This is a genomic window from Oceanobacillus sp. FSL W7-1293 (genome assembly GCF_037969815.1).
Taxonomy (GTDB): Bacteria; Bacillota; Bacilli; order Bacillales; family Amphibacillaceae; genus Oceanobacillus; species Oceanobacillus oncorhynchi.
The window spans coordinates 822,028-837,250 of the sequence record NZ_CP150212.1 but is presented as its reverse complement, the minus strand read 5'-3'; the positions used below and the strand labels follow the sequence as shown (position 1 = coordinate 837,250).

At 40.1% G+C, this 15,223-nt stretch carries 14 protein-coding genes; 6 read left to right on the top strand and 8 right to left on the bottom strand.

Annotated features, from left to right (window positions below; translation table 11 throughout):
• Window positions 1-210: 210 nt before the first annotated feature.
• From MKY65_RS04120 to MKY65_RS04105, 4 genes are all read right to left on the bottom strand, one after another.
• Complete coding sequence (locus MKY65_RS04120; protein WP_339182620.1) at window positions 211-1,401, bottom strand: AI-2E family transporter; 1,191 nt, start codon at window positions 1,399-1,401, stop codon at window positions 211-213.
• Between the two features lie 212 nt (window positions 1,402-1,613).
• Window positions 1,614-3,518 (bottom strand): ABC-F type ribosomal protection protein, encoded by a 1,905-nt coding sequence (gene abc-f, locus MKY65_RS04115; protein WP_339185111.1) that lies wholly within the window; start codon window positions 3,516-3,518, stop codon window positions 1,614-1,616.
• A 107-nt stretch (window positions 3,519-3,625) separates the two neighbouring features.
• Window positions 3,626-3,748 carry an RAxF-45 family protein gene (locus tag MKY65_RS04110; protein ID WP_339185110.1) on the bottom strand — a complete coding sequence of 41 codons (123 nt, stop codon included), beginning with the start codon at window positions 3,746-3,748 and terminating at the stop codon, window positions 3,626-3,628.
• A gap of 258 nt (window positions 3,749-4,006) precedes the next feature.
• Window positions 4,007-5,380 carry a transposase gene (locus tag MKY65_RS04105; protein ID WP_339181899.1) on the bottom strand — a complete coding sequence of 458 codons (1,374 nt, stop codon included), beginning with the start codon at window positions 5,378-5,380 and terminating at the stop codon, window positions 4,007-4,009.
• 188 nt (window positions 5,381-5,568) lie between these two features.
• Here MKY65_RS04105 and MKY65_RS04100 point away from each other — a divergent pair, with 188 nt between their 5' ends.
• The 6 genes from MKY65_RS04100 (at window position 5,569) to MKY65_RS04075 (ending at window position 9,849) form a co-directional block, all read left to right on the top strand.
• Window positions 5,569-6,354 carry an AraC family transcriptional regulator gene (locus MKY65_RS04100; protein WP_339182618.1) on the top strand — a complete coding sequence of 262 codons (786 nt, stop codon included), beginning with the start codon at window positions 5,569-5,571 and terminating at the stop codon, window positions 6,352-6,354.
• A gap of 84 nt (window positions 6,355-6,438) precedes the next feature.
• Window positions 6,439-6,786 carry a nuclear transport factor 2 family protein gene (locus tag MKY65_RS04095; RefSeq protein WP_339182616.1) on the top strand — a complete coding sequence of 116 codons (348 nt, stop codon included), beginning with the start codon at window positions 6,439-6,441 and terminating at the stop codon, window positions 6,784-6,786.
• A gap of 12 nt (window positions 6,787-6,798) precedes the next feature.
• On the top strand, window positions 6,799-7,230 hold the full coding sequence (locus MKY65_RS04090; protein WP_339182614.1) for a VOC family protein: 432 nt from the start codon (window positions 6,799-6,801) through the stop codon (window positions 7,228-7,230).
• Between the two features lie 596 nt (window positions 7,231-7,826).
• Window positions 7,827-8,219, top strand: coding sequence for a DUF3592 domain-containing protein (locus MKY65_RS04085; RefSeq protein ID WP_339182612.1), 393 nt, complete (start codon window positions 7,827-7,829; stop codon window positions 8,217-8,219).
• Between the two features lie 116 nt (window positions 8,220-8,335).
• Window positions 8,336-9,178 (top strand): aldo/keto reductase, encoded by an 843-nt coding sequence (locus MKY65_RS04080; RefSeq protein ID WP_339182610.1) that lies wholly within the window; start codon window positions 8,336-8,338, stop codon window positions 9,176-9,178.
• A gap of 149 nt (window positions 9,179-9,327) precedes the next feature.
• On the top strand, window positions 9,328-9,849 hold the full coding sequence (locus MKY65_RS04075) for a VOC family protein (RefSeq protein WP_339182608.1): 522 nt from the start codon (window positions 9,328-9,330) through the stop codon (window positions 9,847-9,849).
• Window positions 9,850-10,054: 205 nt separating this feature from the next.
• Here MKY65_RS04075 and MKY65_RS04070 read toward each other — a convergent pair whose 3' ends face one another.
• From MKY65_RS04070 to MKY65_RS04055, 4 genes are all read right to left on the bottom strand, one after another.
• Window positions 10,055-10,996 (bottom strand): AEC family transporter, encoded by a 942-nt coding sequence (locus tag MKY65_RS04070; RefSeq protein WP_339182606.1) that lies wholly within the window; start codon window positions 10,994-10,996, stop codon window positions 10,055-10,057.
• Between the two features lie 69 nt (window positions 10,997-11,065).
• Entirely contained in the window at window positions 11,066-12,577 is a 1,512-nt protein-coding gene (xylB, locus tag MKY65_RS04065; protein WP_339182604.1) for a xylulokinase, read from the bottom strand.
• Between the two features lie 92 nt (window positions 12,578-12,669).
• Entirely contained in the window at window positions 12,670-13,497 is an 828-nt protein-coding gene (gene nadE / locus MKY65_RS04060; protein WP_339182602.1) for an ammonia-dependent NAD(+) synthetase, read from the bottom strand.
• A gap of 135 nt (window positions 13,498-13,632) precedes the next feature.
• Window positions 13,633-15,084, bottom strand: a complete 1,452-nt coding sequence (locus MKY65_RS04055; protein ID WP_339182600.1) for a nicotinate phosphoribosyltransferase — start codon at window positions 15,082-15,084, stop codon at window positions 13,633-13,635.
• Between the last annotated feature and the right edge of the window lie 139 nt (window positions 15,085-15,223).

Below are 15,223 nucleotides of genomic sequence, written 5' to 3'. Positions count from 1 at the left end.
AGGATTCCCTATTATTTAATAACCATTCACATTTCATGAAACCTGTAAGCTGCAGACATATATTCCTTTTCATTTCACCCTAATTCAATAAAATTAAAAAACGTTCCTGCTTTCTGTAAAGAAAGATCAGAACGTTTTTTAATTTTATTTCTATTTTCATCAATACCTGTACGTCAGATTTCTCTATTGACGCGGCTAATTGCTTTCAAGCTACTTTTTTTCATCCCGATTTTCTGACTCCAAATCAGCTTCATATAAATGACTGCGGATTTTAAAGAATTCAAAGGCATGCGTCACAAATACTTTAAGAAGCGCGTAGCCGGGAACAGCTAATAGAATACCAACGACACCAAATAAATTCCCAGCCGTCAGAATAATAAAGATAATCGTAATCGGATGCACACGGAGATTTCTTCCCATAATCTGCGGTGAGATAAACTTCCCTTCAATGAGCTGTACAATGGTCCATACAATAATCAGCTTAATCACCATAAATGGAGAAGTCACCACCGCAACGATTAACGCGGGGGTAATTGCAATCGCTGGTCCAAGGTAAGGAACAACATTCGTAAAAGCGGCAATCAGCGCCAGTACCGGTGCGTATTCCAGTCCAATAACGGTAAAGCCGATATACATCAGCACACCGATACAGAAAGCAACAATAATTTGTCCGCGAATAAAACTGCTGATTTGATGATTCATTTCTTTCAAAATCACGTAGGTTGGTTTTCTCATGGACACTGGTAAAAATTTAAGAAAATAGTGTGGCAGCTTTTCCCCATCCTTCAATAAATAAAATAAGATGAATGGCAGCGTGACAATTGCTAAGACAATTTCTGTGACGGCGCCGATTACACTTCCAATATTGGAAAAGGCGCTATTCACTAAATCAAGTGAACGGTCAGATAACTGTGTAGCAAATCCTTGCAAATCGATATATTCCACTAATTGAAATTGGTTAATGAAATTCCCGCCGATAAAATCATTTACCATTTTTTCAATATCTGAAATAAACGGCGGCAGGCTTGTTATGAAACTTGTAATCTGGTCTCTCAAGAAAGGAAAGACAGAAATGATTAAAATCGTTAAAATGCCAATAATAACCAGATACAGCACAAAGATAGAATAGATCCGCTTCACATTTTTCTTTTCTAAATAATTAACAATTGGATTCAATAAATAATATAAAATTGCTGATAAAATAATTGGCAGCAAAACTGTCTTTAAAAGCACGACAAGTGGTGTAAACACAAAGGAAATATGTGTGAAAATAAGTATGTTTAAGCCAATCAACAATAAAATGACTAAGAACACAACAAAGCGGTTATTTAAGAAAAAACGTTTAAATAAATCTATTTTATCGTTAACGGATTTCAATGCAGCACCTTCTCTTTTCCCCATATTTCTAAGTTACTCCTATTATATCGCAAAAACTGACAGGAATCTCTACCCAGCTCACCATTTTTTTCATATTAGACACGTTAAAATTTTAGTAAATGCTTTTTAATGGAGACGAATAAACGCAAAAGTTCTTCGGCAGGAAGTGTAATCGCAGTCCCATCCTCATCTTATCAAAGGCATTCACCGAATTGGTTGATGAATGCCTTCATGCTTTAATCCCTATTCTCTAAAACTAGCAGCTTTTCATAGGCGTGTTGTCTTTCACTATCTTTATTTTCCTTCTGCTCTTGTAACCTTTGCAGTTCTTCTGCATCAGCTATTCCTGCCATACGTAGCTCTATCGCATAAATTTCCGCCTCTAACGCTTCAATTTGCTGTTCCAGCTTCTCTATCATTATTGACGGGTCTTCTATGGTTTTATACGATTTTTTCATTTTTTTATCTGTTTTTTTGTTAGAGGAGGAGAGCGCTTCTTCCTTTTCCGATAACTGTTCTTTCCTTTTTTCCTTTGCCCAAGAGTAATTCCCCAGATACGTTGATAGTTGTTTGTTTTCTATCCAATACAGATAATCAAATTGTTTATCTAAAAAGTAGCGATCATGGCTGACAGCAATCAGGCTTCCTCCAAATCCTTCCAGCGTCTCCTCTAATACTTCTCTGGAATCAATATCTAAATGGTTCGTCGGTTCATCCAGTATAAGCGTATTGATATCCTGATGCATCAGCTGTGCTAAGCGCAGACGCATTTTTTCGCCGCCGCTCAGCTGTGTTACTTTTCGAAAAACATGCTCCCCGTAAAAAAGAAACTTTGCCAGAATATGTCTTGCCTTTCCTTCTGTTACGGAAATTGCTTCACGAAATGTTTCAAGTACTGTCTGATTCGGGTCAATATCATGAAACACATGCTGTGAAAGATAACCGAACTTTACATTGCTGCCAATCATGACTTCTCCTTCATCCGGCTGTACATTCCCAAGCATCAGCTGGATCAGTGTGGATTTTCCTGTTCCATTTTCCCCGATAATGGCAACCCGGTCCTGATAACGGATGTGCAAATCTACATGGTCAAAAAGCAGTTTTTCATCATATTGCTTCCGCACATCGGTCATCACAACTACATCTTTCCCGCTCCGATCCGAGCTGTCTAATTCCATTTGCATCTTTTTTCGGTTTAGCCCCGGCTTATCTATTTTTTCCATTCGCTCCAGCGCACGTTCCATATTTTTTGCCCGCTTATGCAGTCCTTCATTGGGCGGATTGGCCCGGTTCGCCCACTCCTTCAAACGTTTAATGGCTTCTTTCATTTTCTTCATTTTTTTCTGTTGTTCTTCATAAGCCTGAAACTCCCGGAGCAGCCGCTCTTCCTTTTCTTCCACATAACCTGTGAAATTCGTATGATACACAGCCAGCTCTCCATCCTCTAAATCTACAATCCGCTCCACAACTTCATCGAGAAAATAGCGGTCATGGGAGATGACAACCACCGTTCCCCTATAGTTATTTAAAAATTCACCAAGCCATTCCACCGCCTGCAGGTCTAAATGGTTTGTCGGCTCATCCAGTAACAGGAAATCTGGATCCTGGAGAAGAATCTTCGCTAAGCCAACCTTTGTTTTTTCTCCGCCGCTGATTTGGTCAAAAGGCATTTGTAATAAATCATGAATTTGCAAGCCTGTCGTAATCCGGTCAATATTTGCTTCTAATTCATATCCGCCAAGCACAGTGTAACGTTCCTGCGCTTCACCGTATGCCTTAATAGCTGCAGCCATATCCTGTTCTGATTCCGGGCTCTGCATCGCCTGCTCCAGATGGTTCATTTGCTTTTCCAGAGCTACTATTTCCTCATTAGACTGTTTTAGCACATCAAATACACCGATGCCTTCTCCCGGATGAGGTATCTGTTCTAAATAGCCGATGGTCGTCGCTTTTTTCCAATGGATATTTCCTTCGTCCTGCTTTGTAATTCCTGCCATTAACCGTAACAGCGTCGTCTTGCCGCCTCCATTCCTGCCGACAATCCCGATTCGCTCCTTTTCTTTTACTTCCAGTGTTAAATCTTCAAATATGATATTCCCGCCGTACATTTTCTTAACCTGATTCATTTGACAAATCATTATTTATTCCCCTTTACCTTCTCTGCCGAAGATAAAGACAGCAAAAAGCACACAAAGAGCGTACCTCTCTGTGTGCTTTCAGACGTCACTTTATTTCATATAACCGTACTTTATCCGATGCAGAGATGCTTTTTTGTTTTCGTATTTGCTATTAAATTGCTAAAAAAGGACAGACGTATCCCGCAGGCAGCAAATAGCGCAAATTTCGCACGGCAGTAATATAAGAATTCCATCCAGTCTCCGCACGATTTCTCAAGTCCTAAAAACATCTCTACACCTCCGTTTCTTTCGTAAATTATATTCATTATATAGAATTTTTGTGCTCCATGCAACTTTTCCCAGTGTATTGTTTCACAGTTCCGGATCTATTGTGAAATTTATTAAATTTAGATTAACCATTTAAAATAATTTAAAATTCTAATATTAGAATGAATTTCATAATTGCTCTTTTTAAAAATACAAAGACGAACCGAATTTTCGAAAGTGTATTTTTAAAAACAAAAATTATGCGCTTGTTGTTGCTGAATAAGCTCTGCTTGGATGCGATCAGCAGCTAATTTGGAAGCATTATAAATCAAAGCGACCATGTCAAAATGAACTTTTGCACGCTTTCCAGTGCGATAACGAACATTGTTTAGCTGATAGAACTCTTTCAGATAAGCATTAACACGTTCTACTGCTGTCCGTTGTTTGAAAATATTTTTCCAAGCTTTTGATCCTCGTGCTGGTGCGGTATACCTTCTTAAATCGGTAGTTATCTTGATTTTATACACTTTTTGACAGATACCTTCATTCGCAAGGGGACAGTCGCTGCATTCCTTTGGTCTGGTATATTTCAATGTTTCGTATTTCGGATCAAAGCTGTCATATTTATAGGAATGTTCTCGCAAACAGGTTGGGGCAAAATCCTTATCAAACCCGATCATTTCGCCTTCATTGCGCTTATTATAGGCAATGACAGACTGTTGACACATGCGATGAATCTGTTCATAAATCGGTTCAAAATCATAACCCGCATCCAATGTCTGGTAAGAAGCAGACGTAAGCGGAAGTCGTTGATCCATTCCCTTCAATAGGGCAATAGCGGCTTTCCCATCATTTAAGCTGCCAGATGAAAACAAAGATTGCAGAATATATTGGCTGGATGCACCAACTGCGAGGTGGGCTTTATAGCCAAACCAGTATTCATTTTTACCATCTGCATTCTTTTTCACACCCCATTTGGGGGCTATTGGCACTTCTGCACGCAAGATGTCTAACGGAACGTCTAACTGTGCTTCGATTTTCTTTTCATACAATGGCAGGTTTGCTTCCTTTTCCGCTTGGTCTTTAAGGTACTGTTCGCGTTCTTCTTTGGATTTGCGTCCGCGCTTTTTTGGCGTAGTTTCTGATTTTTCTTCTTTTTTGGCAGGTGCCTTATCTCGTGCTTCAAAATGGGTTGCATCAATGGCAATGACTTCATCGACAATAAACCCTTCGGTGACGGCTGCCAGCGTTACGCTTTCGAAGGATTTTTCTAAAATATCTGATTCACTCAATTTCGTTACCAAGCGGGAATAAGCAGCTTCTGATGGTGTAGAATCGGAAACAAGAAATCCGCAGTTCATTTTAAAGATAAAGTCATCATTTAGACGCTTGATTAAGTCTTTGATGGTTGGGATACGCTCGATGTAGCGAATAAAAAAGGAAATAATCATCCCTGCATAATTTAGCTCAACAGGCGCTCCAAGCCGGGATTTCTTATTAATCGCATGATAAATACGATCCAGATCAATCGCTGAAATAATCGCTTCATATTTTTGGGTAGGTTCCATGTCATATAATTCTTGGATGCCAAATAGACTCGGTTGTCGTATAATGGTCATAAGAAGTACTCCTCCAGTCTTTTTATGGTTTTCTGGGTAACTACCATTATACAAGATTTGGGGAGGTACTTCTTTTTTTATGTTTCAAAAAGCTTGGGACACAAGGGCTTTGAATTATGAAATTCACTCATTAGTATAGATATTCTCTTATTTTCAGCTATACTCAGAATAGAAGGAGGCTTTTAAAAATGCTGACACCAAATAAGACCATTCAGGATTCCATTGTATTTATTCAGCAGAATTTAGATCAGGACCTCTCACTCAACGTTCTTGCTGATGAAGCAGCTTACAGTCCATTTCATTTTTCCCGTATGTTTAAACGGCAGATCGGCGTATCACCGATGTACTTTATTTCCAGTTTACGCTTGCAGCTTGCCAAAACATTATTATTAGACACCGCTTTTCCTATCCGGGATATCGGTCTTGAAATCGGCCAGCAAAGCCTCGGTACCTTTACAACACGCTTTACCAACAGTATTGGAATGACACCTGCCTCCTTTCGTGCTTCTCTTCAGCACCCGGAAGCATATATGACTGATTTAAAGCAAAATAAATGGCAGCCTCCATCCATGCATACCGCTTCTTCCCGTCAATTATCTGGATCGATTCAGACAGATGAACCATTCAACGGTATTATTCTGGCGGGGCTATTTCCAAAGCCGATTCCAGAAGGACTGCCAGTCCGCGGCACCTTATTAATACATTCTCATTCTTTTCATTTAACGAATATTCCTGTTGGCACCTATTTTCTGATGGCAACCGCTATTTCATGGGAAATGGATTCCAAAAAGATTCTTATCCCGCAGGAAACATTACGTGCACGCCATCCCTATCCCATCTGTATTGATGGAAAACGTTCACTGCCCGAAACCCGCCTGATTATGAGAAAGCCGGAAATTACAGACCCGCCCATCCTTATTTCGTTACCATTACTCATGAAACATTTTCTGCAGCAGTCACCGATTTCACATTAAATTATTCTAAATGGAGCAATCGAGAAGAAATCAGTGTAAACAACTGCTGCTATACTAAAAAAAAGAGAAAAGGAGTGAAGAAAATTGACCGTTACTAGGCAATTAATGGAAAAGTTTAACACTGCTTTCGCCAACGGAGAAGTTGATTTTATTTTTGAAGCAGCCGCAGATGATATTATCATGAATGAAGTTGGTCACGGTATTAGTGAAGGAAAAGCAGCTTTTATTGAAAAAATGGAGCCGATGCGCGGTTATAAGGCAGATGTTTATAAGGTTTACCGAACACTCATTGAAGGAAATACAGCTGTTGTGGAGGGCGAAATGCAGTTTACAGATGAAGATGGGTCTGTCACTTATTATTTTAATGACTGGTATACGTTTGAGAATGAAAAATTAAAAAACCTTACTGCCTATATGATTAAACAAACCTAGGAGGAGAATACGATGCCTACAGGAGTATACGCTTATATAACAATGGATGGTACTGGAAAAGAAGCAATCGATTTTTATAAAGAAGCACTGGATGCTGAAGTATTAGGGGTACAAACATTTGGCGACCTGCCTGAGAATCCGGAATTTGCTCTTCCGGTTGAAGCAAAGAACCGTATCCTGCATGCCCAGATACAAATAGGAAATACGTATTTTATGCTGTCTGATACTTTTCCAGGGCAGCCCATTGAGACAGGTTCACAGGTCCACGTCTGTGTTACTTTAGAAGACTCCGGCAAATCCAAAGATATATTTGAGAAATTGCAGCAAGGCGGCAAGGTGCTTATGCCGCTTCAAGAGACACATTGGAGCCCTGCTTATGGACAGGTGCAAGATAAATTCGGGATTACCTGGCAAATTTCAACGAATCTGCAGGAATGCATGTAAGTTAGATTCTAAAGCAGATGAAATGTATCTCCACCTTCTCTTACCTTTATCAGGTAGGAGTTTTTTCTTTAAGGAGAAATTTTAAAAACAACGTCTAAAAATTGGTTAACGGATAAAATTTTATATTGTTCAAAATAGATAAAAAGTGCAATAATACCAGATAAATACTATTTATAATGGGTCAATACCAAAATCTATGGTTGGGAAATATAATTAAATGTGATAATAGCAATTATCTAGCGAAGGAAATACACGTAGACTCCTATGGGAATGCGCAATGGTCTTCGGTGGGGCGAGTAACTGCAAAAGCTCTTCGATGGGACGAGTAATCGCGGTCCCAGTCCCAGTGTGAAGACTCCGCAGAAAAAGTGATCTTCTTTTTTTCTACCCTCGGGGCATAAGTGCGACTTTAGCTCTGTCTGCGCCTGCCGGCTTGCCAATCGCTAAGTCTTCTTTTAGAGGAGGCTGAAGACAAGTCCATGGAAAGCGTAGTGTATTTCCGTAGCGGCCGCTTACAGCAAAATTATATCTATTATGTTAACCATAGATCTTGGTGAAGAGCCTTTATAATAAACGAAAAGAAGGATGGGAAATCGTTGGCTTTTATTGGTTTATTACTTTGCATTGTAGCCTTGTTTGTTATTTTCTTAAAATTAAAGAGTGTTTTAACTGGTGAATTAGTAGCAGGAAAAATTATAGGATATAACCGCGGTGCGAAAGGCCGCTATAGCATCGTCGCCTACAATTATAGAGTTTTACTGGAATATAATGACGAACTGTATTATGTTACCTCTATTGATACTTTTACTGCAACAGACGGTGTAATACCCAGAAAGTATTTGGGAATGTATTGCTGGGCTTATTTTAACCCGAAGGCACCAGATAAAAGAGTTGCTTTAAAAGGATTTCATCGTTTAGAATGGATGGCCTTCTTTCTATTTTTGCTGGGAGCTTTGATTATTATCATCGATTTGGCCAGGATGCTTTAAACCAAACGCCGCCGAATACATAGATGGAAACGATTGACCGGCAAAGACAAATTGTTTGAATTTTCCGGAGCAGAAAGGTAGGATTTTAAGTATAAGCGAAGGGAGAGTATATACAGATGACAAATCAAATTCCAGAAATCACATTACATGACGGTATTCAAATTCCTGCTGTCGGCTTTGGGACGTACAAGCTGAAAGGACAGCAAGGCGCACAAGCAATCAATACGGCAATTACAAACGGCTATCGCTTAATTGATACAGCGTACAATTATGAAAATGAAGCTACCGTTGGAGAAGCTGTACGCCGGAGCTCCGTACCACGTGAAGAATTATTTATCACATCGAAGCTTCCTGGACGTTATCATCATTATGATGATGCCATTGTAACGATTCAAGAATCTTTATTCCGCGCTAATCTGGATTATTATGATCTATACTTGATTCACTGGCCAAATCCCATTCAGGATAACTATGTGGAGGCCTGGCAAGCATTAATTGATGCGCAGAAATTTGGTTATATCCGTTCCATCGGTGTATGCAACTTCTTATCAGAACATTTAGAGCGACTTGAAAAAGAAACAGGAATTTTGCCGACTGTGAACCAAATTGAATTACATCCGCGATTCAATCAGGCAGAGCAGTTGAAATGGGATACGGACCATCGGATTGTAACAGAATCATGGAGCCCTTTATCCAGAGCAAGTGACCTCCTGCAGGATGAAATATTACAAAAAATTGCTGAAAAGCATCACAAAACAATCTCACAAATTATTCTCCGCTGGCACTATCAACTGGGAGCAGTGGCAATCCCTAAATCAGCGTCACCAGTCCGCCAGAAGGAAAATATCTCTATCTTTGACTTTGAATTAAGCAATGAAGAGATGACAATGATCAACAGTCTTACCAAGGCAGAGGGGCGTTTGAAAGATCAAGACCCGGCTGCTTATGAAGAGTTTTAAAAGATTAAAAAAAGAGAAGGCATGTTTCACCTGTAAATGAAGAAATCATATTAACGAAAGGAGGCTGTTGTGCAATGAGGTAACCGATTGTACGACAGCTCTTTTTTTCTTACTTCCATTTATTCATTTCATAAAGGAGTGGTTATCCCATGACAAATTTGACACGCGGTATTGACCATATAGGAATTACAGTACCAGATATTGAAGAAGCAACAGCGTTCTTCAAAAAAGCTTTTCATGCAAAAATTGCTTACGATAATAAGAAATTAGGCGACGAACCGCAGCAGGGGGAAGCCGTTGAAAAAACGTTAGGTCTGAAAAAAGGGGCGAAGGTGATTCATATACGGATTCTTTCTTTTGACAATGGTTCCAACTTAGAGCTCTTTCATTTTAAAGATACCGAACAAAGAGAACCTGTTATTGCCTCTGATCTTGGAGTCCAGCACTTTGCATTCTATGTTGATGATATCCAGCAAACAGCTAACGCTTTTGTGGAAGCAGGCGGCGAATTATTAACAGAGCCAGGCGAGCTATTAGGGGATGTAGAAAACGGATCTGGAGAATTTGTTTATGGACGCGCACCATGGGGCATGCTGATTGAATTAATAAGCTACAATCCGAATCAATTAGATTATCCTGAAGGTAGTGAAGCAAAAAGATTTACACCGTAAAAGTCTTTTTACATGTCCAGTCTTTTATAGCAGCTTAACTGGACCATGCCCGGCATAAAACAACATAAAAAGTTCCAGTCATCAAAAAAAATGATTGGAACTTTTTTATGTCAGGTGATGAAACCTCTAATCAATATTATTCATCAAATTCATAGCCACGCGCACAAACTTTAATCGTAAACCATAACTTTTCTATTCACCACCGCTAAATTAACAACAAAAACACCAAATAAACAATCGGAATACTGACAACCGAAAGAAGTGTAGAGAAAAAGACAACTACTGCCGAAAATTCCATATCTCCCCCATATACTTGTGCATACATACTTATTGTTGCCGGACTCGGCGTCGCAGAAAGCAAACATGCTATCATAAATAATTCAAATGGAAGATTAAATAACAGCAATGGCAGAAAGAAGACAATAGGATAAATAAACAATCGAATCATTACAGCGATATAAACAAAAATGTCCTTCATATAGGCAAGGACTTTAGCATACGTTACGGTTGAAATCATCATGCCAATCATAATCATGGATAAAGGTACCGTCATCTGTCCGATGGTTGCTATAGGACTCATGATAAAAGCAGGAAACTGAACAGGGAAAATAAATAAGACAAAACCTGCTATCGTTGCTAAAAAGCCTGGATTTTTTAAGATAAACATCGTTTTGGAAACTGGAAGTCCTTCAGGATTCATAATATAAATCGCATATGTCCACATCAGGACATAATAAATCAGATTAAATACAGAAGCGAACAGGACTCCCTCCTGCCCAAATAGCTGCAGGATAATCACCATGCCGATAAACCCTTGATTCCCAAACAGAATCACATTTTCGAATACAGCGCTTCGGTTCACCCGGAGCGTTAGTTTTTTCGTGATAAACCTGCTTACAAAAAGGGTCCCTCCCATGATATAGATGGAAAGGATGAACATAATAAGGGCGCCATAAGCTTGTTCATATTGGAAGGGCATATGCATGGAACTAATAATCAGACAAGGTAAAGCAACATATAATAATAAGGTTGTGAACGAACGCTGACCTTGTTCAGAAATCAGTCCCTTACGTCTGATTATCCACCCGATGGTAACAATAATATAAAGGGAGCCAATCTCACACGCTAGTGTAAATAAGGTATCCATGCCCCTCCGCCTTCCTCTTTAACGTATCGTTACAGATTATTCATCTAGAGAGGAAGGTGTGATAAACGGCTATGCTTTATCGTTATTCCGGTATTTCATTAAATCCTTATTTATTTGTCTCGTAGAACCGTAAACAGACTTATACAGTTTAAATAATTCCTTATACTTCTCTACATTTTCCGGAATAGGCTCCACCCTTTTTGCATCCTCCAGAAAAACGGAAGCACATTCCTGCAGCGTTTCAAACCACCCCGCGCCATAAGCTGCCAGCATCGCCGCTCCCATTCCCGGCCCTTGTTCACTGCTTGGCTTTATTACTGCAGCATCGAATACATCTGCCTGAATTTGCAGCCATAGCTCACTTTTGGCTCCGCCGCCAATGGCGATAACCTTATCAATCACTTTTCCATGCTCCCTGAAAATTTCTACCGATTCATTTAAAGAAAATGTAATCCCTTCAATTACCGCTCTGGTAAAATGTTTGCGTTCGTGAGAGCTGTCCATGCCAATAAAGCTGCCGCGAATGTAGGCATCCACATGGGGTGTACGTTCTCCAGCAAGATAAGGTGTGAATAATAGTCCGTTTGCTCCTGCTGGTACATCCTTAGCTTCATTTATAAGGTCATCAAATCTCCTTTCTTTTGCAAAGGTGTTCTTAAACCAGGATAAACTATGGCCTGCAGAAAGTGTCACACCCATCGTATAATAAGCATCCGGAGCAGCATGGTTCATGTAATGCACTTTTCCTTCAAATGATTTATCTCCATTCGTTTCATAGGAGACAACAACACCAGAGGTTCCAATACTAACCATTGTCTCCCCCTCTTCCAAAATACCGGCACCAATCGCTCCACAAGCATTATCGGCACCCCCTGCAAACACTTTCATTTCTTCTGATAAGCCGGTTTTTTCTGCTATTTCTACCTTGATATTCCCAACCATTTCATGAGAAGGAACCAGCGGCGGACACAAATCAGGATGAATATCTAAGGCTTCACAGATTACCTTGCTCCATGAGCGTTTCTTTATATCTAATAAAAGGGTGCCTGCAGCATCTGAATAATCCATATGTAACTGACCAGTCAGGCGAAAACGCAAATAATCCTTCGGCAATAAAAACAGCTTTGCTTTTGCGTAATTTTCAGGTTCATGCTTTCTGACCCATAAAATTTTAGTTAATGTAAAGCCTTCTAAAGCCTTATTTTTGGGTATTTCTAAAAGCGTATCTTCTCCAACACACGCTGTAATTTCCCGGCATTCTGCAGTAGTGCGCGTATCGTTCCATAAAATAGCCGCGCGGATTACCTCGTGATTATCATCCACTAAAACAAGACCATGCATTTGCCCGGAAAAACTGATTCCTTCAATATCAGATAAATCCCCAGAAAATCGATCAGTCAGCTCCGTCAGCCCGGCTATTGTCTGCTCTACCCAGTCCTCCGGATTTTGTTCACTATACCCTGCTTTTTCCTGCATTAATGGATATTCCTTTGATACCTCTTGAACTACTTTTCCCTTCTGATTGACTAAAAGCAACTTTACCGCGCTAGTCCCTAAATCCACACCAATAATATATTTCACTGTTTGAACACCCTTCCTCTCCCTTATAACAAAAGCTTCTTCTTTATTAAAAAAGAAAAAAGGACGAATCATTCATCCGCCCTCTGCAATTCTTATTTCCACCAATCATTATAAATAGAAGCAATTGGCTCCCGCTTATGCATGGTTTTGATATAGTGCCCTTCAATAACTTCTCTTGCTTCTTGAGATATTTCTTTTCCTTCTAAATAATCATCTACTTCTTCATACGTGACGCCTAACGCTTCTTCATCAGCTAAGGCTGGACGGTCATCTTCTAAATCAGCAGTCGGTTTTTTCAAATAGAGATGCTCTGGACAGCCTAACTCTTTCAGCAGTTGTTTTCCCTGACGCTTATTTAATCCTTCCAGGGGCGCCAGATCACAAGCTCCATCTCCATGCTTGGTGAAGAACCCGGTAATTGCTTCTGCGGCGTGATCGGTACCTAATACAAAACAGTTATGCACACCTGCGATGCTATATTGCGCCTTCATACGTTCTCTTGCTTTTTCATTTCCTTTTAGAAAATCGCTGATAACGACTCCTCCAGCACGCAATGCTTTTTCACTTGCATCTACAGCTTCCTTAATATTAACTGTCAGCACCTTCGAAGGCTGAATAAATTCAATCGCATCTGCTACATCATCTGCATCACCTTGCTTTCCATATGGAAGTTCCACACCAATAAACTGATACGTATCTCCTTCCTCTTGCTGGTTCAATTCATCAATTGCCAATTGAGCCAGTTTCGAAAGCAAGGTAGAATCCTGCCCCCCTGATATTCCAAGGACAAAGCCATTGGCAAAACTAAATTTCTGCAAATATTCCTTCATAAAATCAATACGGAGACGAATTTCTTCCTTCGGGTCGATTTCCGGCTTTACATGTAATGCTTTGATAACGGATTGCTGTAATTCACTCATTCCTAAACACTCCTTTATTCGAAAACGTCGAATTCACCTATTCTTAGCAAACCAGCAGCTTTCACTTGGCATACAAACATTTCCCTGGGGTGAAATAACAGAAAGTTTGTCTGTAGCTCGATAAAACCAATAATTTTAATCTTGTCTTAGCTGTTTCTTTACATTTTCAATATGCTCCATCTTACTATTCCATAGTTTGATACTTAAATCGACTGGGTATTCAGCCGGGTAGTTTGTCCGCTTATATTCATCCCAGAAAAGCTGGAGCTGGCTCTTTGCGTAATTCTGTACATGGAGAAGACTTGGGCATTCGTAGACAATATCACCGTCGACAGCAATGTCAAGATGCAGGTTTACTGCGTCAAAATTAGAAACCATTTTCTTATAATACGTATGAATCGGGTGGAAAAGCATAATTTCCTCTTCCTGGTTCGGATCTTCATCCTCTAATGTCAGGTAGTCTCCTTCTGTATGATGGTTTCCCTTATTTATAATCCGATACACTTTTTTCTTTCCTGGTGTGGTCATCTTTTCCGGATTACCGGACAATTTAATGGTATCTACCATTTCTCCATGCTCGTCCTCAATCGATACAAGTTTATAAACCGCTCCCAGCGCAGGCTGGTCATATGCCGTAATCAATTTTGTGCCGATTCCCCATACATCGATTTTCGCATGCTGGGCTTGCAGACTGGCGATGGTATATTCATCTAAATCATTGGAGACATAAATTTTCGCATCCTTAAATCCAGCCTCGTCCATCATTCTCCTGGCTTCCTTCGACAAATAAGCTAAGTCGCCGCTGTCAATCCGGATCCCTTTAAAATCAATGGTATCCCCTAATTCTTGAGCTACTTTGATTGCATTTGGCACACCCGAATTGAGTGTATCGTATGTATCTACTAAAAAGACACATTCACGATGACGCTCTGCATATTTTTTAAAAGCGGTATATTCATCTCGATAAGCCTGAACCATCGAATGAGCATGTGTTCCCGATACAGGGATTCCAAATAACTTGCCTGCCCGGACATTACTGGTTGCATTGAATCCGCCAATATACGCCGCTCGCGTTCCCCACACGGCTGCATCCATCTCCTGTGCTCTGCGTGTTCCAAATTCCATCACCGGGTTATCCCTGACCAGCTGCCTGATGCGCGAAGCTTTCGTCGCAATCAGTGTTTGGTAGTTCACAATGTTTAATAAAGCAGTCTCTAATAATTGTGCTTCTGCTAACGGCGCCTCCACACGGATAATCGGCTCATTCGCAAAAACAACCTCTCCTTCATGCATGGATTTCAACGATCCGGTAAAACGGAGCTGACGCAAATAATCAAGAAAGTCTTCTTTATAACCGAGTTCCTGTAAATAGGTTAAATCCGATTCACTGAAGCGGAAGTTATGTAAATACTCGATAATTCTTTCTAAGCCGGCATATACGCCATAGCCATTTCCAAAAGGGAGCTTGCGAAAGTATAAATCAAACACAGCATTACGCTGATGTACATCATCATACCAATACGTTTCAGCCATGTTTATTTGATAAAGATCTGTATGCAGCATTAAGCTGTCATCTATATAATTCATTTCCGATTTCCTCCTGTGGTTTATCACGGATGACTGTCCGTAAATCTCCCTCCTCCAAGTAGAAGGGGAAAAATCAAATCTGCTTAGGCGAGAAGTCAGATGATCTCATTCTCTGAACAACTCCGCCTAATCCAGCGAG

Excerpts from the sequence above, each read along its gene's own strand:
- MKY65_RS04120 (WP_339182620.1), bottom strand. The coding sequence starts at position 1,401 with ATGGGGAAAAGAGAAGGTGCTGCATTGAAATCCGTTAACGATAAAATA.
- MKY65_RS04080 (WP_339182610.1), top strand. The coding sequence starts at position 8,336 with ATGACAAATCAAATTCCAGAAATCACATTACATGACGGTATTCAAATT.
- nadE (WP_339182602.1), bottom strand. The coding sequence starts at position 13,497 with ATGAGTGAATTACAGCAATCCGTTATCAAAGCATTACATGTAAAGCCG.
- MKY65_RS04090 (WP_339182614.1), top strand. The coding sequence starts at position 6,799 with ATGCCTACAGGAGTATACGCTTATATAACAATGGATGGTACTGGAAAA.
- MKY65_RS04100 (WP_339182618.1), top strand. The coding sequence starts at position 5,569 with ATGCTGACACCAAATAAGACCATTCAGGATTCCATTGTATTTATTCAG.
- MKY65_RS04075 (WP_339182608.1), top strand. The coding sequence starts at position 9,328 with ATGACAAATTTGACACGCGGTATTGACCATATAGGAATTACAGTACCA.
- MKY65_RS04105 (WP_339181899.1), bottom strand. The coding sequence starts at position 5,380 with ATGACCATTATACGACAACCGAGTCTATTTGGCATCCAAGAATTATAT.
- MKY65_RS04055 (WP_339182600.1), bottom strand. The coding sequence starts at position 15,084 with ATGAATTATATAGATGACAGCTTAATGCTGCATACAGATCTTTATCAA.
- MKY65_RS04110 (WP_339185110.1), bottom strand. The coding sequence starts at position 3,748 with ATGGAATTCTTATATTACTGCCGTGCGAAATTTGCGCTATTTGCTGCC.
- MKY65_RS04070 (WP_339182606.1), bottom strand. The coding sequence starts at position 10,996 with ATGGATACCTTATTTACACTAGCGTGTGAGATTGGCTCCCTTTATATT.